At 43.2% G+C, this 22,857-nt stretch carries 18 protein-coding genes and 1 pseudogene; 10 read left to right on the forward strand and 9 right to left on the reverse strand.

Annotation, left to right across the window (positions count from 1 at the left end; genetic code table 11):
• Positions 1-2: 2 nt before the first annotated feature.
• From GWP40_RS04100 to tmk, 3 genes are all read right to left on the reverse strand, one after another.
• The gene (locus GWP40_RS04100) at positions 3-1,028 is read right to left on the reverse strand and encodes a M23 family metallopeptidase (protein WP_212566169.1); all 1,026 of its coding nucleotides are present in this window, start codon (positions 1,026-1,028) and stop codon (positions 3-5) included.
• Positions 1,029-1,316: 288 nt separating this feature from the next.
• The gene (locus GWP40_RS04105) at positions 1,317-1,931 is read right to left on the reverse strand and encodes a hypothetical protein (protein WP_212566170.1); all 615 of its coding nucleotides are present in this window, start codon (positions 1,929-1,931) and stop codon (positions 1,317-1,319) included.
• A 3-nt stretch (positions 1,932-1,934) separates the two neighbouring features.
• Positions 1,935-2,564: a dTMP kinase gene (tmk, locus tag GWP40_RS04110; protein WP_212566171.1), complete on the reverse strand. Its 630-nt coding sequence runs from the start codon at positions 2,562-2,564 to the stop codon at positions 1,935-1,937.
• A 426-nt stretch (positions 2,565-2,990) separates the two neighbouring features.
• Here tmk and GWP40_RS04115 point away from each other — a divergent pair, with 426 nt between their 5' ends.
• The 4 genes and pseudogenes from GWP40_RS04115 (at position 2,991) to mutS (ending at position 13,122) form a co-directional block, all read left to right on the forward strand.
• On the forward strand, positions 2,991-7,313 hold the full coding sequence (locus tag GWP40_RS04115; protein WP_230974590.1) for a translocation/assembly module TamB domain-containing protein: 4,323 nt from the start codon (positions 2,991-2,993) through the stop codon (positions 7,311-7,313).
• Positions 7,314-7,503: 190 nt separating this feature from the next.
• A complete protein-coding gene (gene bamA / locus GWP40_RS04120; RefSeq protein WP_212566173.1) occupies positions 7,504-9,945 on the forward strand; it encodes an outer membrane protein assembly factor BamA in 2,442 nt (813 codons plus the stop codon).
• A 13-nt stretch (positions 9,946-9,958) separates the two neighbouring features.
• On the forward strand, positions 9,959-10,477 hold the full coding sequence (locus tag GWP40_RS04125; protein ID WP_212566174.1) for an OmpH/Skp family outer membrane protein: 519 nt from the start codon (positions 9,959-9,961) through the stop codon (positions 10,475-10,477).
• A 1-nt stretch (position 10,478) separates the two neighbouring features.
• Positions 10,479-13,122 (forward strand): annotated as a pseudogene (gene mutS / locus GWP40_RS04130) (DNA mismatch repair protein MutS).
• Between the two features lie 262 nt (positions 13,123-13,384).
• Here mutS and GWP40_RS04135 read toward each other — a convergent pair.
• Positions 13,385-13,909, reverse strand: a complete 525-nt coding sequence (locus GWP40_RS04135; protein WP_212566175.1) for a GNAT family N-acetyltransferase — start codon at positions 13,907-13,909, stop codon at positions 13,385-13,387.
• Entirely contained in the window at positions 13,906-14,160 is a 255-nt protein-coding gene (locus GWP40_RS04140) for a type II toxin-antitoxin system TacA family antitoxin (RefSeq protein WP_212566176.1), read from the reverse strand. The genes GWP40_RS04135 and GWP40_RS04140 overlap by 4 nt, the downstream gene beginning before the upstream one ends.
• A gap of 446 nt (positions 14,161-14,606) precedes the next feature.
• Between GWP40_RS04140 and GWP40_RS04145 the strand changes: the two genes are divergently transcribed.
• Complete coding sequence (locus tag GWP40_RS04145) at positions 14,607-14,777, forward strand: DUF362 domain-containing protein (protein ID WP_016523292.1); 171 nt, start codon at positions 14,607-14,609, stop codon at positions 14,775-14,777.
• A gap of 178 nt (positions 14,778-14,955) precedes the next feature.
• On the opposite strand, the gene GWP40_RS04150 is transcribed toward GWP40_RS04145, so the two are convergent.
• Positions 14,956-15,201, reverse strand: a complete 246-nt coding sequence (locus GWP40_RS04150; protein WP_212566177.1) for a hypothetical protein — start codon at positions 15,199-15,201, stop codon at positions 14,956-14,958.
• 95 nt (positions 15,202-15,296) lie between these two features.
• Between GWP40_RS04150 and GWP40_RS04155 the strand changes: the two genes are divergently transcribed.
• Together GWP40_RS04155 and GWP40_RS04160 are read left to right on the forward strand one after the other, a co-directional pair.
• The gene (locus GWP40_RS04155) at positions 15,297-16,229 is read left to right on the forward strand and encodes a LysM peptidoglycan-binding domain-containing M23 family metallopeptidase (RefSeq protein ID WP_212566534.1); all 933 of its coding nucleotides are present in this window, start codon (positions 15,297-15,299) and stop codon (positions 16,227-16,229) included.
• 80 nt (positions 16,230-16,309) lie between these two features.
• On the forward strand, positions 16,310-17,209 hold the full coding sequence (locus GWP40_RS04160) for a hypothetical protein (RefSeq protein WP_230974591.1): 900 nt from the start codon (positions 16,310-16,312) through the stop codon (positions 17,207-17,209).
• A gap of 200 nt (positions 17,210-17,409) precedes the next feature.
• Here GWP40_RS04160 and GWP40_RS04165 read toward each other — a convergent pair whose 3' ends face one another.
• Both GWP40_RS04165 and GWP40_RS04170 read right to left on the reverse strand, forming a co-directional pair.
• Complete coding sequence (locus GWP40_RS04165; RefSeq protein ID WP_212566179.1) at positions 17,410-18,099, reverse strand: DUF2715 domain-containing protein; 690 nt, start codon at positions 18,097-18,099, stop codon at positions 17,410-17,412.
• 363 nt (positions 18,100-18,462) lie between these two features.
• Positions 18,463-18,774 carry a helix-turn-helix domain-containing protein gene (locus GWP40_RS04170; protein ID WP_212566180.1) on the reverse strand — a complete coding sequence of 104 codons (312 nt, stop codon included), beginning with the start codon at positions 18,772-18,774 and terminating at the stop codon, positions 18,463-18,465.
• A gap of 110 nt (positions 18,775-18,884) precedes the next feature.
• Between GWP40_RS04170 and GWP40_RS04175 the strand changes: the two genes are divergently transcribed.
• Together GWP40_RS04175 and GWP40_RS04180 are read left to right on the forward strand one after the other, a co-directional pair.
• A complete protein-coding gene (locus GWP40_RS04175) occupies positions 18,885-20,240 on the forward strand; it encodes a sodium/glutamate symporter (RefSeq protein WP_212566181.1) in 1,356 nt (451 codons plus the stop codon).
• Between the two features lie 2 nt (positions 20,241-20,242).
• The gene (locus GWP40_RS04180) at positions 20,243-21,322 is read left to right on the forward strand and encodes an NAD(P)-dependent oxidoreductase (protein WP_212566182.1); all 1,080 of its coding nucleotides are present in this window, start codon (positions 20,243-20,245) and stop codon (positions 21,320-21,322) included.
• A 126-nt stretch (positions 21,323-21,448) separates the two neighbouring features.
• On the opposite strand, the gene GWP40_RS13580 is transcribed toward GWP40_RS04180, so the two are convergent.
• Complete coding sequence (locus tag GWP40_RS13580) at positions 21,449-21,622, reverse strand: transposase (RefSeq protein WP_212566535.1); 174 nt, start codon at positions 21,620-21,622, stop codon at positions 21,449-21,451.
• Between the two features lie 146 nt (positions 21,623-21,768).
• Between GWP40_RS13580 and asnA the strand changes: the two genes are divergently transcribed.
• Positions 21,769-22,806, forward strand: coding sequence for an aspartate--ammonia ligase (gene asnA / locus GWP40_RS04190; RefSeq protein ID WP_212566183.1), 1,038 nt, complete (start codon positions 21,769-21,771; stop codon positions 22,804-22,806).
• The last annotated feature ends 51 nt before the right edge of the window (positions 22,807-22,857 follow it).

Below are 22,857 nucleotides of genomic sequence, written 5' to 3' on the forward strand. Positions count from 1 at the left end.
AGTTATTGCTTTGTATTGGAAGCTTTTATATTAAGATATTTAATCGGGTCTACAACATCGGAACCGATATGTACTTCATAGTGTAGGTGGGGACCTGTCGAAATACCGGTTGTTCCGATATATCCGATGGTTTGTCCCTGCTGTACATATTCACCTCTGGTTACGCGGTAAGATTGAAGGTGTGCATATCGGGTATAAAAACCGTGTTTATGCTTAATGATGATATAATTTCCCCATCCGGGATCAAATTCTACGGTAACAACTTGCCCGTCCGCAGTGGCCACGATTGGGTCTCCCGAACGATAGGTGGAAAGGTCTATACCTTTATGAATATACCACTGACCGGTAAAGGGGTGCCGGTTTTGTCCGAATGCCATCGAAATATGCCCGATGCCGCCCTTAATCGGCCAAAGGCTCGGAATATCGGAAAAGAGCGTTGTCTGCATATTAAGGAGTTTCCCCATTTCCTGTACCGGTAATACGGCATCGTTAAGGTATGAGGTAAGCTGCTGCAGCTCCGCAGCTTCTTTCAGCGAACCTTCCGCAACCTCGTGCATATTAAATAGAAAAGATAAATCTCCGTTTGCAGCTTGCCCCGCAGGAGTAGTTGTCTTTAAACCGAGTGAGGAGAAAGTTGAAGTAAGCGCTGTCTGAAAATTCCGTGCGGTTTTTAGGAGTTCATTGGTTTCATCCCGTAATACGTCCAAACTCGCCTGTGCTTTGCGGGCTTCCTCTTTGGTAGCTGAAAGGTCTTGTACCGATACGGCTGTTTTGTGTGCAAACCAAAAGAATGAAGAGAAAAAGCCGATGGCGATAATCAGTGTGAAAAGTAAGCTGAAAATACTGGTCTGAAAATTCAGCACTTTCTTTTGTGAATGCGGGACGATCATGATGGTTAGCTTTTTTCGACCGCCTGCAATGACTCGTTGAAAAAAATGCAAAACCGCTTCGGCTGCTTTCTTTATCTGCTTTGAGATATATCGTACAATATTATTTTCAGTTTTCTTATATCCTCGTGTTCGAGACACTTTTTACACCTCTTTATATAGCGCTATTGGAAAAGTATACCAATTAACGAGCTACCTGTCCAGCATTTGCATTCAGGGAAAACGTAGCAGACTAATTTTTACAGCCCGCAGAATAATGGAGACCGTTCAACCAGAGTTGAACCTCTTCGCGGTTCAAATGGTTGCCCAATCTCCATTATTCTGCGATATTTATCCCATTGGCCTGCTACGTTTTCCCTTCTTTCACAATAAACTGTGCGAAATTTTAATAAAAAATTTCGCACATATTGATAATTCAATTTTGAATTATCAATATGTGTCTTCCATTTTGATAAATTCGGCGCGGACTTTGGCGAGCCGTTCCAATTCCCGTGTTATCGTGCGTTCGTAATTGAGCTTTTTTTGCGCGATCCGTTCCCGTTCATCTTCCCAATACTGTAGATCGGTTAGAAAGAGAAACTGAAACTTCCGTACATTTGCTTTTTCAGCCCACAGCGTTGCTTCTTTCCAATAAAACAAGGCGGTGTTGTAACAATCTTCGGCCATTTTTAAACTTTCGATGTTTTGTTCTTTCCATGGCGCATTATAAAAATATGCGACCTGCTTATCGTATTTCATACCGAGCCTGAGGTGCTGTTCTACCATTTTAAGGTTTAAGTGCATCATAAAGAGATACCGGTATTTTTCCCAATCCGTTTTATCGGTGATCTTTCCTAATGCGTACAGGGGATTACAGAAATCCGCATTGATCGCCTTTTCAAGCCAATAAATGTTCTCGATCGTATCGTCGGGATACTGCTGGTAATGGATATGGTAGAGCTTATAATACTGCTCTTTATATGTTACAAAGTACGCAGGTAGCAACGCCGTTTGAGCGAAAGAGAAAAACAGTAACACTGCAGATAAACAAAAACGCCTTTTCATCTTTTATATTATCGGCAGATTACAGACAATACTCCAGATGTTTTCGTGAATTTTCGCTATTGGTTGAGCAGCATCGATACGGATAATCCGCATATCCGGCGCCGTTTCCGCGTAATACCGGAAAATGGCTTGATATTCGTCCGCAACCCTTTGTTGAAACGCCTCTTTTTCGTATATTTCCCGCGGGATGTTTCGCTTTTCGATTCGTTCCATCGCGGTTTTTGCAGGCAAGTCAAAGAAAAAGAGATATTCGGGAAGCGGAAACGGCGCATTGATTGCCCGTGCCAGTTCCTTTCCTGCAGCAAGCCCTTGATAGGCAAGGCTGGAAAACAGATACCGGTCGGAAAAAACCGCCTTCCCCGCTTGGAGCTGTGCGAAAATACCTTCTTTACCATATATATGCTCGCATCGATCCGCTCCAAAAAGGTAGGCAATCGTTTGACCATCGAATCCTGCTGCGCCTGAAAGCGCTTCGCGGATTAACTTCCCGATGGAACCGCCGGTGGGTTCACAAGTAAACAGCACGGCATCTTGCCGCCCGTGGGAAGCAAACGCTTCCTGTAACAACCGTATCTGGCTCGTCGTCCCCGTCCCGTCAAGCCCCTCAAACACCACAAAATTTTTCAAAATCATCTATAGTTTTTCCTTATTCTTAGCAAGAGGATAATCGTATCAAACCAATAAATCAAATACCGCAAAATAAATGAGAGTATGATGTTCGAAAATAATCTTTCCGTTAGCCTTTTGGAAATATGGGAGGCAGATACGAGGCATGAACAAAAATTACCCACAGGCGTGCTTTTGCACGTCGAGGACTAATTTTTGTGAAATAACGAAGTAGATGCCCCCATATTTTCAAAAGGAAAGGTTGAACGGCCTCAGTATTCTGCGGGGAGATGTAACAAAATGTCTGATGCGTTTGTTCGACACGCTTATCTATCATAGCAATTTCTTTTTTGATATAATAGCCCCTCGATGAAACCTGTCGTACGGTCTAAAATAGAATTTTTACTATTTTTATGTATACTTATTCTCTCTTTTGCGGCGCTCCGCCCTCTGATGCAAACGCTGGAAAAAAAATTGGCAGCCGTGCGTTCGCTGGTTTTGACGGAGCTGGAGGAAACGTATAATGTACGCTTATCTTACGAATCGCTTTCTCCTTCAATATTGCGCTCGGTTTCATTACGGAATGTAAAAATCTTTGATGCGGAACATAATGGAGAAATTGCTTCTTTTGAAGATTTTTCCGTTCAGTATCGTTTTTGGGCGCTCATCTTCGGAAATACTGCCGAGATATTAGATTCCGTGAATATTGCCAACGGCTTTATTGATGCAGACTTGATAGAGAATAAATCGCTTGCCGAAAAGCTCAACACAGTGCGGAAATCTCCAAGTTCCACCCAATCTTCTGTAAATGCCGAACAGATTCTTTCTTTTTTCTCCTCGCAGCTGCTGAACATCCACATTAAAAATGTTCGTTTAAGATTTAGAAATACCGTACATGATATCAACGCAAAGATAACGGATGGATATGTCGCTATCGATGCGGATGCTGTAACGGTCAGTCTTAGCAGCGCTGCCTCTTATCGGAATAGCGATTATACGGCCATCGGTCAAGCTGAAACGGACTTTACTATCGAAGGAAAATTCAACAAAGATTTGACTGCCGGTTCGGTAGTTGCCGATTTTTCTCATATTTCTACCGATCGGTTCGGTATATACCGGCTCAAACTGTTTGCGGATTACCGGGATAAGGTTTTTACCTTTAATACCATGCAGGATTTTCAGCCGATTGACTTTACCGCAAGCTGGAATATTGCAACGAACGATATAAACGGAAGGTTCAGCTGCAAAGATTTTGCCCCCTTGCAGTCCGTTAGGGTCTATAATGCCCCCAAAAGCCTCACCCAATTTGCTTCCATGACAATGTCCGGCAGCTTTCAATTTGCTCTTTCGGGGCGGCATATCCAATGGAATAGCGATTTAAGTTTTGCGTTACCGTCGCTAGTGTTCCCTTCATACCGCTTCGCGGCTTCCCAACTGAATCTTGAAGCGGAGGGAGATGATAAGAGAATCAACATTTCACAGCTTTCGCTATTGGGAAAAGATGCGGATGTGTTTTCTCAATTTAGTTTTGACCTCAACACTAAGATCCCTACAGGGAAGGCTGTTGTAAAACGGTTTAAGCTTCCGTCCGGCGCTTCAGTGGCTGCGGATTTTCAGTTTTTTAAGCAAGGAAAGTCGTTCTTCTGCAAAATACCATCGCTTACCGCCGGCAAAGGGGCACTTCATAACATCATTTTAGCTGTTAACCCTTCGGCACGGAAAGCTGATTATACCTTATCTGCCGAAGACGGATATGGAAAGTATCGTTTTGACGGATCTTATATCTATAACGAAGGTAGCGCTTCCGCTTCTCCTCATTTTGCAGAGTTGCATGGGGCATTCGATGCCGTCGGTATCGGTACAATCTGCAACTTTATTCAGGCAGCGGTTCCTGAAGCGGATATACCGCAGGCAGCGGTTGAATCGCTCCAATGTACAACCGAGTTTTATATTTCGAGTGATTTACGCAGTTTCTCATATAACTGCATCAGGTTCGTTTTAGTTTCAAATACACTTGATGACTTTTATGCGCTGTTATCGGTAAAAGGGAATCAATCTTCTTTTGCGCTAACCGATATCGAACTATCTTACAAAAATATGTCCGTCCGCGGGAATATCAATGCCGATTTTGATCGTTTAAACGACATCATTTTTACCGGTTCTTTAGCTATTAACTCGATCGGTTATCAGCTACAGGGCTTCTTTTCTCAGAATGTTCTCAATATTTACGGCGACTATGGTCTCGCAATTAGCGCCCTTTATGAAAAAGGTACCGGCTTCAAAGGAAGCGTTAAAACTAATGAAATACCGCTGCCTTTTCTGCCCATCTTTTTAACTTTGGATTCGGAGTTTCAATATCATAACCGCACGGATTGGTTTTATACTATTGACAACGGATATGTCAGTTATGGAACTCCTGCTTCGTTAACTCCGGCAAAGATTGGCTTGCATTTTATGGGAAAAGCAGATCCTTCGGGACTGCTTTTGTCTGAAGTCAAACTTGGTGATGACGAAGCGCTGACCGGTACGTTGGCTATAACGGCAGTTTCCATACCTGATAATGAGGGCGGAAAAAACTATACTGCTGCAATGAATCTCGTTTCTCCCGATGCCGCCGAAAAGGTTGAGTGTGCCGCAACGTTTGATTTTTCAAGCGGAGATATCCGTGCCGCCGGCTCGCTTAAACTTGATAATATCTCGGTGGATCGGTTTTTATATAGCCAAGGGAAAAAGCATACTGTGTCGGCTGATGCCGCTTTTTCAATCGATCCGGATTCCTTTTTAGCTCGATTGGATTTGTCTCAACTTTCAATGTTTGTACAGGGCGAAGATCTGAATATAGTCGGTTCCCTTGTGGTGGAAGATGAAAAAGCGGAACTGAATATTACGCAGCTTGGATGGGGGATGCATGAAGCTTCCAATATAACGGGCAATTTCTCGTTAGCAGAGATGACCGGAAGGCTTGATGCCGATTATACCGGTACGGTTGCCGATAAACAGCTAAAAGCGCATATCGGTACTATGTATACCGGTGTACAACCTGATGAAAAAACAAAAGCTGCATTCTTTTCCCTGCTCAAAAACGTAGGAGCGCGCTTTACGATTAACACTTACTTGAGCGATTGGCAGTTCGGTGATTTTACCGGGAAGAACACTGTTCCGCTTTCAATGATCCGTGATCCGGGCGTTACTGCGTTTTATGCCGGAAAAAATGATGAGATAACCGGCTTTATCTTAGATGACGGTGTAGTGTCGCTCAAATTAGCGGAAACACTGCCGCTTAAACTCAATTTGGACGGTACCGTAAAAAAAGAGGCGTTAAATCTGCAAGTAACCGATATCCGAGCAGATGTTAAACGAATATGGGACATAACCGGCCTTGACTATGTGCTTTTTCACGGCGGGACGCTTACCGGAGATTTGACTATCGGGGGAAAACCGATGGAACCTGAGTTTAACGGAAAATTAGTCGGACAGAATATAACCGTCAATTCTCCCAATTATGCACCGGAGATATATGGGCCTGTTTTACTCGACATTATTGCGGACGGTACGGGGCTTGAGGTACCGTATACCGTATTGAAAGGTCCGTCGACGGATATTTGGGCGCGGTGCACTGCGGAGTTTTCAGGTTGGATTCCTGACAATATTTCAGTCCAATGTGGGACGCTCGGAACCAAGATGGGAGTATTTAAGACCGACAATATCCTGTTCCAAGCGGACGGTCTTGCCGGTTGTACTGTTGAAATAAAGGTAACCCCTACACTTGTCGGCGTATACGGCTCCGCAACATTTGATTCAGGCTACTTTGTGGTTAAATTTAACGATTTTGATAAGTTCAATGCCGAATACGGAGGGGAGGGGGATACCGCTTTTGATATGAAGCTGGATTTACAGTTTGGCCACAAAGCTGAATTCCGTTGGCCGACAGCAGATTTTCCAATTTTAAGAACACTTGTGCCTACGGATTCTCCGCTTTCGTTGATTTCCGATGCCGGAACCGGTAACTTTACAATGAAAGGTGATGTAAAGATGCGGGGAGGGGAAGTGTTTTATATTAAGCGTAGTTTCTATATCCGTGAAGGGGCTATTACTTTTGCGGATGTGGCTAACGAAATTGAACCGTTGGTAACTTTAAGGGCGGAAATCCGCGATCGTGACAGTAGCGGTGAACCGTTGCGGCTTGTCTTGACGACAAAAGATCAGTCATTATTCAGTTTTAATCCTGAAATTAGTTCGGATCCGCCCCGTTCTACGAATGAAATTATGCAGCTATTGGGACAAGTGGCTATCGGCGATACGGGCAAAGATAATCTATGGCAAAATCTGCTGGTTTCCAGTTCCGATATCCTTGCACAAGTAGGCTTTCTTAAAAAAGTGGAAAGCAAAGTCAGGGATTTTATAGGGTTGGATGCTTTTTCCTTCCGTACATTGTTGCTGCAAAATGCCATTTTTGGTAACCTGTTCACTGCAAATCAGAATACTACTTTAACAATGAGTAACTATCTTGATAATACGAGTGTTTATATAGGGAAATATTTCGGTTCGGCTATCTATGCGGATGCACTGCTGCACTTAAGCCACTATGATTCAAAATCGCTTAAGAACGGCGGCTCAAAGCGTCCTGTTTATAAGGATATTTTATTTCAGCCGGAAATCGGTTTGGAAATGGCAACTCCCTTCTTTTTGCTGCGTTGGTCAGTCGCCCCTACAAAACCGGATACCTTATTTGTAGGAGATACTGCATTGACTTTTTCATGGAAATATTCATATTAAAACTCGGGGCTGTCAAAAACTGAAAGCCTATCGGCTTTTTCTGTATTGTATAAAGATTTAATTTTAAACTCGCGGGGATAGCGAAAAAGTAACCAACTTTTGAGACATCCCCTCCGTGCAGCGCAAAAAGGTTGCCGTGCGATAATGCTATCGTTGATAAGATAATGTAAATGAGATAGAGGAGTCTTTAATGTTAAAGAAAGTGGTAGCCGTAACGGCGCTCATGTTATCCTTCTGCTTTTTATGGGCTCAAGCTCCCGATAATTGGTATGAAAATAAACCGATAACAGCAATTGTTTTTCAGGGGTTAAATAGCGTATCAAAAACCGAAATGGACGGTATTTTTGATTCGTTTAAAGGAAAACCTTTTTCCGATGCAACGTATTCGGAAATTCTGCAAAAATTATATGCGCTTGATTATTTTTCCGATATTGTACCCAAGGCCGTTCCTGCCGACATCGATTATCAGTATGTTCGGCTTGAATTTGAAGTCACGGAAAAACCTGTCGTTACGTTGATAAAAATAACCGGAAATAACCGCATTTCACGCGGCGATATTTTATCGAAGATAGTATTAAAAAAAGGCGATATCTACAATGAGATAAAAAAGAATGCCGACGAGCAAACCATCAAAAATTATTATATAGAAAAAGGTTATGCATCGGCTGCCGTAAGCTCGAGCGTTTCAGAGAGTCCACAAGGCGGCGTTATCCTTGAATTTACCATTACGGAAGGAAAGCAAACAATTGTTTCCGAAGTTGCATTCCAAGGTAACACCGCTGTCGGAGAAAAGGCGCTCAAAGGAGTTCTCCTTACCAAACCGGCAAAATTCCTTGTGAAGGGGATTTTTCAAGAGAGTCTACTCGCAGAAGATAAGACGGCGATACAGCAATTCTACGGTGAACGCGGTTATATCGATGCTCATGTTGAAAACATCGTTAAGGACATAGATTCCGAATCCGATCCGCAAAAAAACATGGTAAAGCTGACATATATCATTATGGAAGGAGAGCAGTATACTTACAATGGAACCTCTTTTGAAGGAAATAAGATTTTTTCTACCGAAGATTTGAGCGCAAAAATAAGACTGACACCGGGCAGCATTTTGAATATGACCAGATTTGAGCAAGGCTTTCAAGCCATTGCCGATATGTATTTTGAAAACGGGTATACTTCAAATTATATTGCAAAAGCAATGCAGCGCGATTCAACAACTAAGAAAGTATCGTTTGTAATTACCATTGTAGAACGAAGCAGAAGCCATATCGAAAATATTATTATCCGCGGTAATGCACGGACAAAGGATTACGTTATACGCCGTGAGCTTTTGTTTGAGCCGGGAGATGTTTTTTCAAAATCAAAATTTACCAACAGTTTGCGCAATTTATTTAACCTGCGTTATTTTTCTACGGTTGTGCCGGATGTACAGCCCGGTTCCGAGCAGGATCTAATCGATGTCATTCTCAATGTTGAAGAGCAGTCGACGGCAAGTATCCAATTCGGTATTACGTTCTCGGGCGTTTCCGATGCCGACAGTTTCCCTCTCTCATTATTCGTGCAGTGGCAGGAACGGAACCTTGCAGGACGTGGAAACGAACTATCGGTTAATGCAACTGCGGCAACGGATAATCAAACGCTCCAACTTGGCTATGCTGAAAACTGGTTTCTCGGCTATCCGCTGACACTCGGCTTTGACCTATCGTTTACACATAAATCACTGTTCGACTATCAGGATATGGTATTCCCCTATGGGCCGTTCAAAAATAAAGAAGAATTCGAAAAAAATAAAGACTTGGCTAATGCCTACCGAATGCGTTATGACCGACTTGAAACAACATTCGGCGTTCATACCGGTTACCGATGGTACCCCCGATATGCGACGATTACACTGCGCGGTGGTGTGAACTTTTCATTGGTCAAGAACTTCTACGATACTAAGTTATATCGTGCAGCTGATCCGACGATACGGCAACAGGAGGCTAAATGGCGGCTCAGCAACTCATTTTGGACACGTCTCTCGTTTGACGGACGCGATATTACGTATGACCCAAGCAAGGGCTGGTTCTTGAGTGAACAGATATCTTTCTTTGGTCTTATACCAAAAGTTGAAGATGAATATTTCTTCCGTTCCGAAACAAAAGCGGAGGCGTATATTACCCTCGTCGATTATCCTGTTTCTGAAATTTGGAACCTCAAGTTTGTACTGGCCTTTTATACCGGTTTCTCGTTCCAGATACCGATGCCGAATAGCCTTATCGGGGATAGCAGTAAACTCGCTATTGACGGTATGTTTACCGGCCGGGGCTGGATGACGCTTGGCTCGAGCGGCAAAGGCAATGTGCTGCTCAACCATTGGATAGAGTTTAGATGGCCGTTAGCGCACGGTATTCTGTCCTTTGACTTTTTTGCGGATGCGGCAGCCGTCAAAAAAGATTTAACTGATTTAAAGACCTTTAAAATCGATGATTACTATTTCAGCTTTGGACCGGGATTGCGCTTTGTTATTCCGCAATTCCCGCTACGGCTGATGTTTGCAAATACCTTTAAAGCTCAGAACGGAAAGCCGGTTTGGGGAAACGGTAAAGGCGCCGACTGGCGGTTTGTATTATCGTTTAATGTGCCCAACTTATAAGAGGAGAGAATCGATGAAAAAATATACTTTTATATTATTTTGTCTTTTGGCGGGTGCGGTTGCGCTATCCGCGCAGCAGATAACGCGGTTTGCGGTTGTCGATACTTCCCGTATTTACGCTACTTTTTTGCGGGATTCCCGTTCCGTCCGCGATTATCAGGCAAAACAGGTAAAGTATCAAGCAGAAATACAGCGGATGTCCGATGAAATTATCGCGCTTCGCCAAAAGAAGGTGGATGCGGAAGCTATCGGAAAAACCGATGCCGTCCAAAAATATCAGGCCGAAATCGACGTAAAGACGAGTTTTTTGCTTGAATATTCCAAGGCGTGTAACGACGAGTTGGCAGTGCTGCGGAAGAGTTTGGTAAGCGATGATGTCTTTTATTCCCGTCTTTATGCCGCAATTAAAAAGATTGCGGAAAGTCAAGGCTATACGATGGTACTGAACTTGCAACAAGGCGAAGCAATTATCTGGTACAGCCCGACTGTCGATATTACGGAAACCGTTATCCGAGAGCTCAGCTCAAACTAATATGACAAAACCGGCGTCGCTCACCCCGATGATGCAGCAGTATCTCTCAATAAAGGCGCAGTATAGGGATGCTGTGCTCTTTTTTCCGCTTAGGCGATTTTTATGAGATGTTCAACGACGATGCAATCGAGGTGAGTAAACTGCTGAATTTAACGCTGACTCAGCGGACGGGAAGTCCGATGTGCGGCATTCCTTATCATGCTTCGCGTATTTATATTGCGCGTCTGTTGCGTGCCGGAAAAAAAATTGCGATTTGCGAGCAGGTTTCGGATGTTGTTCCGGGCGAACTGACCGAGCGGAAAATTGTAGAAGTAATTACTCCCGGCACCGCTACAGGGGAAGATTTCCTTGAGCAAGGACAAAACAATTACCTTGCTGCTGTGTACTGCACACCGAAAGAAATTACCCGCGGCACTATTACGGATGTGTTTATCGGTTTTGCGTACCTTGACGTTAGCACCGGAGAATTTTTTGCTACGTCTTTTCCGCGTTCCGATTTTGCAGAGCAATTTAAAAAAGAACTCGGTCGTATACAGCCGCGGGAAATCCTTATTCAAATATCGCTTGCCAATTCGGTGCCGGCCTTAAAAACCTTGTGCGGAGAATATCCGCAGATGCTACAAAACCTCTATCCCGATTGGCATTTTTCCGCTGCGTCCGCAGAAAAGAGGCTGTGTGCGTGCTTCGGTACCGAAACACTTAAATCGTTTTCTTTAACGGCATCTTCACCCGAATTGCCACCGGCAGGGCTGCTGCTTCAATATTTGGATCAAACGACAGGAGCGGCTTTGCCCCATATTACAGGCATAAAGGTATACCGCGATTCCGATTTTGTGATGATGGATGATGCGACACGTAAAAACCTTGAACTGCTCCAAAACCTGCATGACAATACGGATTCTTTTACCCTGTTTGAAACCGTCAATTATACAAAGACGGCGATGGGAACGCGCCTTTTGCGGCACTGGCTCTATCATCCGCTGCGAACCGCTGAGGAAATAAACGCGCGGCTTGATAAAACGGCGCTGCTTTTCCATAATGAAAAAGCGCTCGCTGCCGTGCGGAACACACTTGCTGCAGTGCTTGATATCCACCGACTTACCGGTAGGGTTGCCATGCAGCGGGCGCACGGAAAGGATCTGTTAGGAATTAAGCAGAGCCTTAATGCCTGTATCGAGCTTGCACAGCTCAGTAGAAGTAACGGCCTCTTTTTTTTACAGCTGCCGCAAAAGCTGAGCGATGATATGGAACGGCTCTATACGCTTTTGGACAACAGCATCGCCGAAGATTGCCCGATTGTCCTTACCGAAGGCGGCTTAATTAAGCAGGGCTGGTCAAAAAAACTGGATGAACTGCGCAATACGCGGGATAACGCCAATAAGCTTTTAGAAAACTATTTGGAAAAAGAGCGGGAAAAATCGGGGATTAAAAACTTAAAAATCAAGTACAACCGGTTAAGCGGCTACTTTCTTGAAGTAACCCACGGCAGCCTTAAAACGGCGGAGATTCCTCAGCATTTTATTAGACGCCGCTCGCTGACAACCGCCGACCGTTTTACGACGGAGGCTTTAAGCAAACTTGAAACAAAGCTGAACGATGTAGGTGAAAACATTATTGCGTGTGAAAAAGAGCTGTTCCTTGCAGTGCATACGGAAGTATACAATCGGATTGAACTACTGCACCTCCTTGCAAAAGAAATCGCAGAATTGGATGTGCTACAATCCTTTGCATATACGGCAGCCCTTCATGCATGGGTAAAGCCTGAGTTTTCCGCCGACGGCCTGTTAGATATCCGTGAAGGTCGGCACCCCGTTGTAGAAAATCATCTGCCGACAGGCGAATTCGTGCCCAACAGCATACGGCTTTCTTCTTCCGCCGCTTCGGATATACCCTCGTTTGCGCTCATTACCGGCCCTAATATGGCAGGGAAAAGCACTTTCTTGCGGCAGACTGCACTTATTACGCTGCTTGCACAGGTCGGTTCTTTTGTGCCGGCGGAAAAAGCGCTGCTTACCCCTGTCGATTGTATTTTTTGTCGGGTTGGTGCAAGCGATAATCTCGCCCGCGGGGAGTCTACCTTCCTCGTCGAAATGACCGAGACTGCATATATCTTGCGTAACGCCTCGGTTAACAGCCTCGTTATTATGGATGAAATCGGCAGAGGGACTTCGACGGGGGACGGATTTTCAATTGCGCGGGCGGTGAGCGAATACCTTTTGCATACGATTGGTGCAAAAACCCTCTTTGCAACCCATTACCACGAGTTAGCTCAACTCGTCCATCCGCGGCTGCAAAAACTTTGTTTGGATGTATTGGAAACCGAAGGAAAAATTGTATTCTTAAAGAAGGTTATCGAAGGTATTGCAGCCCATTCATACGGGGTGCACGTCGCGGAACTTGCAGGGTTGCCGGAAACGGTTATACAGCGGGCGACGGAACTGCTGAACGCACAGGTTCCCGGTACTACCATACCTACGGACTTTACCGTGCCGGCAAAGAAAAAAGCCTCTCCGGAAAATAGTCTCTTTAGCGATGAAGAAATGGTGATAAACGAGATCCTTTCTACAAACGCCGACGAAACCACTCCGCTCCAAGCCCTGCAGATGATCACCCGCTGGAAAAAAACACTCTTCGCCGGTAATTAAAACAGGGTATTCTCCCATAAAAAGTCAATCGAAAGTTGAAACTTTGTTCAACTGTTGCATTTTAGGGAAGGTTTATTTTAAGCCGCTGAAATAGCGCGGCTTAAAAACACGTCGAGTTTGCTTACGCAAATATCGCGTATTGACGTATGCGCGTTCCGCGCACAAATGCAACAGTTTCCAAAGTTGAAACTTTGTTCAACTGTTGCATTTTAAGGAAGGAACATACGAGTCTATAAAGTTTGTGATTGTTTTGAGGGAACCTTTAAAAAAACTCAGTTTTTTGGGTTGCTTTTCTTATTGTATCAACGAGCATAAAATAAGATAAATCCTCATCTATGAATTTTTGAAAACCGTAATGTTCATAAAAGTTTTTTGAAGTTTCTTTTGCATCTACTATTATCAAATAAAGACCTGTTATATCTGCTACTTGAATAGCCTTTATAAAAACTTGTAAAAGAAGCCATTTTCCTATTCCGTTCCCTTGTATTTCTTTATTAACAGCGAGCCTCGCAATTCTTAGTGCAGGAATCGGATATTTCGGCAATTTATCTCTATATCTATCCGGAATTTCTTGATAAGCAACTTGAGCTGTCGCTAATGTAAAATAGCCTGAAATCCGGTTATTGTTATTCAAAGCAACAAAAGTTTTCCCTATACCCAACTCATCATTCTTTATTGCATATCGTGATAAAAATTCATTTAATTTCTCAATACCGCAATCAAATTTTTTAAGGAGCGATTTTTGTTGTATTTCTTTTATTGAAACTAACTTATGGTCACTCATCATTGAAATAATCTTTTCAAAGCATCATTGGGTTCCGGCGGTTTATCTAAAGCCATCATTATTAAATCTCTATCACGATTAGAAAGTACAAGAGTATCATTTTCTGTTAAATCTATTTGTGCTTGTTTTAATGAGGTTGAAAGAATATATGAAGAGAGTGAAAGATGTTTAAGTTCAGCAGCTCTCTCAAGTGTGGATTTTTGCTGAGTGTTGGCTCTCAAGTCAATTCTTACATTTTTTAGTGCGACTGCCATTTTTACTACCTCCATAGTACAATATATCATAATATGTGTAATTTGTACACACAAGATATATCAGGGTAAACGCATCAGGCCGTTTTTTTAACACCCCCCGCGGAAAAATTGAGACTATTCGACCAGAGTTGAACCTCTTCGCGGTTCAAATGGTCTCACAGTCTTAATTTTTCCACGGTTTTTATCTACTCTACCTGATGCGTTTACCCGCCTGTTGAAAAAAAATGTGCGAAATTTTAACCAAAATTTCGCACAGAAGGAAGGCAACCTCTAAAAATATTTTTAATGCGGTTGCCCTGCAAGATATATAATTTTTAAAGGATGTTATATATGGTGTCAAGTAATTGCATTTTAAGGAAGATTACAATGAGATGCAATGCGGAGCCTTGCATTTTTCGGTCGTTCTGATTATGATAGGGGCATCACACATATCAAGGAGTATGATTATGGCTTATAAGATCTCCGATGCTTGCGTTAATTGCGGTGCATGCGAGGGCGAATGCCCCGTCGGCGCTATCAGTGAAGCGAATGGAGTACGGGTTATCGATGCTGATGCTTGCATCAGCTGCGGTGCATGTGCCGGCGTTTGTCCTACGGAAGCAATTTCCGAAGAATAACGTTTAGGTTTCTTTGCGGCAGTTCTGGAACCGGTAAATGCAAGACGGTTCGGTATGCACAGACTGCCGCTATTATCTTATTTTATTACAAAAGGTTTTAAGCGTGAAAGAGTATTTTCACAAACTGGCTGCCGGTTATAAGTTTCTATTTTTAAAGGCGTGTACATTTGTTTTGCTTTTAGGAGTTTGCCTTCTTTTCAGTTTTTGTATTGTCTATCCACTCTGGTTGTTGGCAACTCGGTACACACAGGTTTATACCGCTATCAGTCTCCTGCTTTTTGTGGCGCTCCTGTTGTTTTTCATTGTTAAGCGCAGTATAAAAAGCTATAAGGCTCATCCGCGAAGGTTTCTGCATTCGCTCATAAAAAAGCTCATTCTCTTTGGAGGATTGCTCCTCTTCTTTATATTTATTTTTGCTTATCATCGTATCTTGGCTTTATCCGTGCTTATTCTCTCGCTCATATTATATGGTTTCGTAGCCTTTGGGTTTTCGGAAGACCGGATATAGCGTTCTCTGTGATGAAAAAATTTCCGCTCTGCTGCGCACTTCTTCTGGTTGTCCATATTATTGCGGCAGCCGAGTCCGCGGAACTGCCGCTTATACCGGAGCTGTCTCCTCAAAATCATATTTTTCAGCAATATAGCGATGATGTCCTCTATGCACGGAAAGCGCTTGCAGCGGGAAAAACCGCTCGTGAACTGCCCCTGCAATTTTATCGCTATAAAGCACAAAAAGAAGATACCATTATCCGAATTGCTGCCCGATGCAGTATCCCGTATGATGCGCTGATCACTTTAAACGGTATCGAATCCGTTAAAACCAATATTTCAGGTAAAATGCTCTTGCTACCGACTTTACCGGCGCTCTATCTCCCCGAAAAAGCGGTTTCGGATATCGAAAAATTGACCGAAGCGCTGAGTAAAAAGCTTAAAACCGAATCCTTTTCAATTACGCTTCCTTCTGCTGCAAACCCCGGAAAAAAAATACGGGTGGAATGCTTTCCGAATGCAATGCTTGACAGCACCGTGCGCAGCTTCTTTTTTGTTCCGTTCTATCGGTTTCCGTTGCAGAATGCAGTTGTTACTTCTGACTTCGGGATGCGGAAAAGCCCGTTTACCGGAAAATCAACCTATCATGCAGGCATTGATCTTGCCGCCCCAACCGGAAGCCCTGTCTATGCCTGTGCCGCAGGTACGGTTATTGAAGTTGCATACAGTAATATCTACGGCAATTATATCCTGATACGCCATGATGACGGCAGGGAAAGTTTGTACGGTCATTTAAGCAAGGTTCAAGCCCGCTTGTATGAAAAGGTAAAATCAGGTATAGTAATAGGGTATGTCGGTTCTACAGGACTTTCCACGGGACCGCATTTACACTTTGAGGTACGCGAGCAAGGAAAAGCAAAAAATCCGTCCCTTTTCATTGATACAAAGAAAGCAAAGTCATGAAACAGCTCTTGTGTATAACATCATATTTTTTCTTTTTTTCCATTTCTTTTTTTTACCCTGACAGTTTTAGGGTCAGCAATATGCATTCATATATCTTTGACAGGGAGGCGTTTGCACCCGTGTCGCTCACCATCGGTTATAATGATGCGGTTTCATTTGCGGTTAAAAGCGATTTTTTGTTTTTGGAAGGGATAGAACTTGAAATAAAGCAGGATAAGATAAGTATGAATTATCCCAATTCCATCGCTTATACGGTGTATACCGATATTAAACCTGAACCTTCAAAGAGATATATCGACTATTCTGCAAAAAAAATCAGTACGGCGCTGCTGCCGAATAGGTTTTCGCATATTCTGAGGATTCCGGTAAAGAAAGACTATACTTTTAAGCACATAAAAAATAGTGAACTTTTACCGTATAGCAGTAGGGTCGCTGTAAGTCCTGTTATGCTGCGGCTGAATCCGGTTATGAAAGGCTTGCCTGACGATTTTGAACGAGCCTCTTTTACGGTTATTATTCGTCCCTTGCTGATTGCTGAGGGCGGCTTACAGTTGAAGCTTCAATTCCCCGAAAAGGAACAGAAACCTGTTACTGTGCAGCTGAATAATGAATATCTTACGCAGTTCGAAGATTTGCAGCTGTTATTGCCGGGGACATATTCGATAAGTATCAGTTCAGATGCATACCGAACCGAAATGCGCTCTTGTATTATCGAGCGAGGTAAAATTACGCAGCTGGAAGTTCAGTTGAAATCTATTACGCCGTTACTGCACATACAAGCGCCGGAAAATGTGGCAGTATTCCTTGATAATCAAGAGATAACGCTTTCAAAGGAACCGCTGCCGGTTGCAGTGGGGGGGCATACCATAGTCTTTAAGATGGGAACGTATGAACTAACCCGTCAAATTACCGTTGAGGAAGGAAAGACCTACGAAATGACAATGACGATGGATGTTCTCTTGCAGGAAATTGCAGATTAAAATAAAATGCATTAAGGTTTAGCACATCAAAGCCGATATATAGAGTATCGGTCGGTTAGTTCCCCTCCCACCCATTAATCGACCGATAGCCAGACGGCGGGCCGGTTCTTTAACCGGCTTTTTTTTGTGTAACAAAACTTACCGCAGATTTATTCGTGCGGATGGTTTAATACCCCGACGCTTTGCGTCGGGGGTGTCTTTTAAAAGACGAATTGAACACCGGCTTTGATATTTAACGAATGTGCAATTTTCCCTGATGCACTTTTATCTTCTGCTGTAGTGCTTGTGTTACCGGTTTTTGTTACAGTTTTTGTATATACGGGAGCGTAGAGCGTATCGGATATGCCGCCGTAGATTCCTACCATTTTGGTAAACATATAGGAAACATTCAGATTGACGCCGCCGCCGATATTGACTTGCGATTTTTCTTCTTTTGTTGTTACAAAAAGCTTAGTATACGTGTTGTTTCGCCCGCTTCCCCCGATGCCAAGACCGAGTCCGAGTGTAAGATCCATCTTTTTTATGGGATGGAATACATAGAAAAATCCAAACTGACTGTCGATTACATACGTCAGATCTTCGTTCCCTCTGTCTATAGTAATTACCTTGTGGTTATTGTTCCCTACACGGTTTTTCGTGATAATTTTTTGTCCGAACGCAAAATTCACGGTTCCGTATGCCCCGAAATTTTGAACGAACTCAACACCGAATAAGACATTCAGACCGCCGGTATGGGTTGCCCATGAAGATTTATTTTCGCTGCTGTGAGTTGTACGGCTACCGAAATAGGTATAGACCGGTCCTACATCAAGGCTCATCTTTACTTTGGCGGAAAGAAAGCCTATCGAAAATACGGTGAGTAAACAGAGAATACAAATTCTTTTCTTCATATATTTCATCCTCCTAAAAAGGTATGAGCATCTCTAAAAACTCGGTTAGTTTTTAGCGATGTTCGTATAAAGTTATTGGCAAGTATGGCACTTTTACCGGTTTCAGTCAATGAAACGAAAAAGGGTAAAGACATTAGAACTGCCTTTTGAAAATAGTCTGCTATGAAAAGTCAAGGGGTTAAATGGAAGTTTTGTGGCGGTTGCGAAATATCAAAATCAGGAGAGAAGAAAGAAAGGTATATCAGGGTAAATACATCAGGCACTCTTTGGAGTACCCTGTAAATTAACATACCTCGACACAGAGCATCCAAACATTAAAGCCTCTGCACCAATAACAGACCGTCTACAACACCTCCCAATCCGCTATACCAGTGCATGTACCATTTTTTTTATGATTTCCATCTGATAAGGGGTGAGTTTTATAAGATCATGCGTGATATCCTGTATATCGCTCTGCTTTGAATTATAAATCGGATCCTTTCCCGTAACCAAATACTCAACAGAAACGCCGAGCGCCGACGCTATTTTAACGGCTGTTTCCACATTCGGTAAAACTCCGCGCGCATCTATATACGATAAAAATGTACTGTTACTGATTCCTACTTCCGCGGAGAGTTCTTTTACGAGCAATCCTTTATATTCAATCTCTTGTCTAAGCCTATCCTTAAAGCTCATAGCCGCAGAATATCATAATCTTGATGTTAAAGACTTGACAAAATCAATATCTTGTTTAATATTTATTTATAACATCAAAATATTGATGCAAACCGAGAGAGGAGGAATCTATGTCTTTATGGGATATTGTAACCGATGCGGGACTTTTAGGCGCACTGCTGCTTATCGGCCAATTTTTAAGAGCTAAGGTCAAGTTTTTTCAGTCCATACTGATGCCGGCTTCGCTGATAGGAGGTTTTATCGGCTTGGCTCTTGGGCCGAGTGGTTTTCAGATATTGCCGTTCTCAGCTCAATTAACAAAGTATGCAGGGGTGCTTATCGCAGTTGTGTTCGCGTGTACGCCCATCGGAGATAAGCCTATCTCAAAAAAAGAGATAAAAGGCGTAGGCGGTTTCTTCTATCAAAATACGGGCATCCTGATGCTGCAGTATGCAGCAGGAATGGCTTTAGCGCTTGGAATACTCAATAAATTGTGGCCAGGGCTGAACGATGGTTTCGGTTTGCTGATGGCAACCGGATTTTACGGCGGACACGGGACGGCCGCTGCTGTTGGTGCGATTTATAAAGAGCATGGATATCCTGAATTTTTCGATTTGGCAAACGCATCGGCTACAGTCGGATTAGTCGGCGGTATTGTTATCGGTATGATTATTATCAACTGGGGTACGCGGAAAGGTTATACAAACTATGTTGAATCGCCGAAGCAGCTTCCCGAATATATCCGTACGGGGCTTATTCCTGAAAGTCAGCAAAAAAGCGGTGGAAAAATCACGATTTCAAATATGTCTTTGGATCCGCTCGCATTCCATATCGGAATCATTATGATCGCTACTATGTTGGGTAAATGGTTCTCGAGTATGGTGCAGCGTCAAGTGAGCTGGCTTTCCATTCCGGTATTCGTTTCCGCATTACTCTTCGGATATATCATGCAGTTCTTTTTAAAGAAAACCGGCGCCGCCAAGTATGTTGACAGATATACCGTACAAAGAATGAGCAGTACCTCAACGGATTTATTGGTTATATCTGCCATTGTCGGGCTCAAACTCAATGTTATTGCCGCAAACTTCGGGCCGCTTTTAATCAGTTTTGTATTTGGTCTTATCCTTAATATTGTATGGTTTCTGTATGTCGGTAAATATAGTTCGTCTAAAGATTGGTTTGAGCGGGCTATTATGAATTACGGCCGTGCAAACGGTGTTATCGCAACGGGTGTATTGCTCAGTAGGGTTGTTGACCCTGATCAAAAATCGCGAGGTTTGGAAGATACCGGTATAACGGACTTGCTTAACAGACCTATTGCAATCGCTTTACAGGCATTACCTCCTATCTTTATTGCGATGGGCGGAGTATATCCGATGTACACGACATTCGTTATGTGGGCAGGGTTTATCGTGTTAACGGTTATCGCCCTGGCATTTAAGTGGTGGACACCCGGAAAGATGCAGTATTCAAAAGGAGATGAATGAGTATGCTGAAGTACGATATAATACATTTTGAGGCGCTCGGTAAAGAAGCGGAGTTTTTAAAGAATATAACAGAAGAACTGCAAAAGAAAGGCGCATTGCCTACTTCTTTTACCTCTTTAATTACGCCATTGACTATCCAAGAATATCTGAAAGAAAATACGGTTGATTTACCCGATATCATTACGACGAAAACGCATTCGAAATTGCCGGATTCGTATGTTAATAATGGAATTAAAAAAAGCGTTATTACGCGGAGTGCGGGATATGATCATTTTGAACACCTGCAATACAAGATTAACTTAGCAAGTTTAAGAGAATATTGCATTGATGCCGTTGCACAAACCGCAATAAAATTCCTGTATTGCACAACAGGCAATTTAAATGAGTATTCAGATAACACAAAGATTTTTGAAAGAAAAAATACGAAATCTTTTATTGAACTGGGAAAAAACAGGGTTGCCACCGTGTACGGCGTCGGAAAGATCGGTAAACGGATTTATGAAGACCTTGAGGCAAACGGCGTAACTGTTCAAGCAGTGGATATTCGCGAGAACGAATTGAAACAAATGTCGGAATATAAAGACTGCCGTTTTACGGATCGCGATACTGCTATTGCAAATTCCGATATACTCATCAATGTAATGAATTTAACAAAAGATAAAAACAGCAGGTTTTATAATGCAGGATACTTTGATGAAACGTATCTTTTAAAAGCAAAAAAACCGCTGATTTTTATCAATGTTACAAGAGGAGAAATTGCTCCTGAAGCGACGTTGCTGAAGCTCTACAGAGAAGGAAAGATTATCGGTATTGCAGCGGATGTGTTCAGCCAAGAGTCTGAATTAACGGATTATTTGCGGGCAAACGATTTTAATGGTTGCCGTAATGAAAATATTCTGGCCGCAAAAGAAATTATCGATGAAGCACTGGCAAGGAAATCGAATTTCTATGTACAGCCCCATCAAGGATTCAATTCGGATATAGCTGCAAAGACAAAAGCTGCGGAAGCAATGAACCATGTCGTATTCTGGTTGAATAACGGTAAAGATCACTTTAAAGAGCAATTACCGTATTATACATAGGGGCACCTCTAAAAATCTAACCGAGTTTTTAGAGGTGCCCAATACCTCCGACACTCTGCGTCGGGGGTGCCCGTAAGTTCGTCCATACAGGCGATGAGGATGTCATTTGTTGAGGTTTTTGCCGTTCTATCTTGGATTCATTCGCAGCGCATCGAGAAAAAGTATCGGGTATAATTTCTCCAGCGGACGGTTGCACCACTGCCGAACATCCTCAATGACGGATTCTGCTACCCGAAAAATCAATTCGGGCAAAACCTCCGCCCCACAGACATTCTGCGGAATTTGCTCTATCTGTTTGATACGATTACCCTTCTTCTAAAATAAACTGTCTGAAATTTTGAGCACAATTCCGCACAAAAGGGATACAACCACACCCTTGTTTTTTCCCTGAAAAAAAGATAGATTGGCGTATCTCATGTGAAAATCATTAAGGAAAGTCAGAGCTTATGCCGCATCTTTATATCCCCGAACACTACCGTCCGGTTTTAACCGGTAAAGAAACGGAACAGGCTATCGTCCGTATTAAGAGCTTTTTTCAGCTCACCCTATCGACCCGTTTGAACTTAACGCGCGTTACGGCTCCGCTCTTTGTTCCCAGAGGGAAAGGATTGAACGACGATCTGAATGGCATAGAGCGGGCAGTGCATTTTCCGGTAAAGGATATGAACGAGCAGGAACTTGAGATTGTACACTCGCTTGCAAAGTGGAAGCGTGTTAAAATAGCGGAAATGGGATTACAGTCCGGCTTCGGTATTTATACCGATATGAATGCGATCCGAGCCGATGAGGAACTCGATAATATTCATTCGCTGTATGTCGATCAGTGGGATTGGGAACTCGCGATGGAGGAGACCGACCGAACGCTCGATTTTCTGAAGGCAACCGTAGAAAAAATATACGATTGCTTAAAGTGTACCGAGTTTTTTATCTATGATAACTATTCGGCAATCGAGCCGATTCTGCCGAAACATATCACCTTTATCCATGCGGAAGACCTCTATGCGCAGTATCCCAATCTTTCCGGAAAGGAACGGGAGCGGAAGTGTGCTCAACAGTACGGCGCTGTTTTTTTAATCGGTATCGGCGCTCCGCTTACAAACGGAGAACCGCATGACGGCAGGGCGCCCGACTATGACGACTGGATTACCGCAACCGGCAGCGGACGGCATGGATTAAACGGAGATTTACTGGTATGGAATCCCGTGTTGAAAGATGTGCTTGAACTCTCGTCGATGGGAATCAGGGTAAGTCCTAAAACGATGAGGGAACAGCTTGCCGCCCGCAACTGTATGGAACGGGCATCGCTGTTTTTTCATACAAAGCTGCTGAACGGAGAACTTCCCCAAACCATCGGCGGGGGAATCGGGCAGTCGCGGCTCTGTATGTTCTTTTTGCGGAAAGCGCATATCGGTGAAACACAGGTTTCGGTATGGCCCGACGATATGCGGGCTCAGTGTGCGGGACGGAGTATTTCGTTATTATAGAATATTTGTGAATGAATTTATCGGGAGGCATTACAATGGACATTCGGCATT

The sequence above is a fragment of the Treponema vincentii genome (assembly GCF_018336815.1).
Classification (GTDB): domain Bacteria; phylum Spirochaetota; class Spirochaetia; order Treponematales; family Treponemataceae; genus Treponema.

Coding starts and splice junctions, on each gene's coding strand:
- asnA (WP_212566183.1), top strand. CDS start 21,769: ATGCCGCATCTTTATATCCCCGAACACTACCGTCCGGTTTTAACCGGT.
- GWP40_RS04105 (WP_212566170.1), bottom strand. CDS start 1,931: ATGAAAAGGCGTTTTTGTTTATCTGCAGTGTTACTGTTTTTCTCTTTC.
- tmk (WP_212566171.1), bottom strand. CDS start 2,564: ATGATTTTGAAAAATTTTGTGGTGTTTGAGGGGCTTGACGGGACGGGG.
- GWP40_RS04160 (WP_230974591.1), top strand. CDS start 16,310: ATGCATTCATATATCTTTGACAGGGAGGCGTTTGCACCCGTGTCGCTC.
- GWP40_RS04145 (WP_016523292.1), top strand. CDS start 14,607: ATGGCTTATAAGATCTCCGATGCTTGCGTTAATTGCGGTGCATGCGAG.
- GWP40_RS04135 (WP_212566175.1), bottom strand. CDS start 13,909: ATGATGAGTGACCATAAGTTAGTTTCAATAAAAGAAATACAACAAAAA.
- GWP40_RS04165 (WP_212566179.1), bottom strand. CDS start 18,099: ATGAAGAAAAGAATTTGTATTCTCTGTTTACTCACCGTATTTTCGATA.
- GWP40_RS04170 (WP_212566180.1), bottom strand. CDS start 18,774: ATGAGCTTTAAGGATAGGCTTAGACAAGAGATTGAATATAAAGGATTG.
- bamA (WP_212566173.1), top strand. CDS start 7,504: ATGTTAAAGAAAGTGGTAGCCGTAACGGCGCTCATGTTATCCTTCTGC.
- GWP40_RS04155 (WP_212566534.1), top strand. CDS start 15,297: ATGAAAAAATTTCCGCTCTGCTGCGCACTTCTTCTGGTTGTCCATATT.
- GWP40_RS04140 (WP_212566176.1), bottom strand. CDS start 14,160: ATGGCAGTCGCACTAAAAAATGTAAGAATTGACTTGAGAGCCAACACT.
- GWP40_RS04175 (WP_212566181.1), top strand. CDS start 18,885: ATGTCTTTATGGGATATTGTAACCGATGCGGGACTTTTAGGCGCACTG.
- GWP40_RS04125 (WP_212566174.1), top strand. CDS start 9,959: ATGAAAAAATATACTTTTATATTATTTTGTCTTTTGGCGGGTGCGGTT.
- GWP40_RS04115 (WP_230974590.1), top strand. CDS start 2,991: ATGCAAACGCTGGAAAAAAAATTGGCAGCCGTGCGTTCGCTGGTTTTG.
- GWP40_RS04180 (WP_212566182.1), top strand. CDS start 20,243: ATGCTGAAGTACGATATAATACATTTTGAGGCGCTCGGTAAAGAAGCG.
- GWP40_RS04150 (WP_212566177.1), bottom strand. CDS start 15,201: ATGATAAGCAAAAATAAATATAAAGAAGAGGAGCAATCCTCCAAAGAG.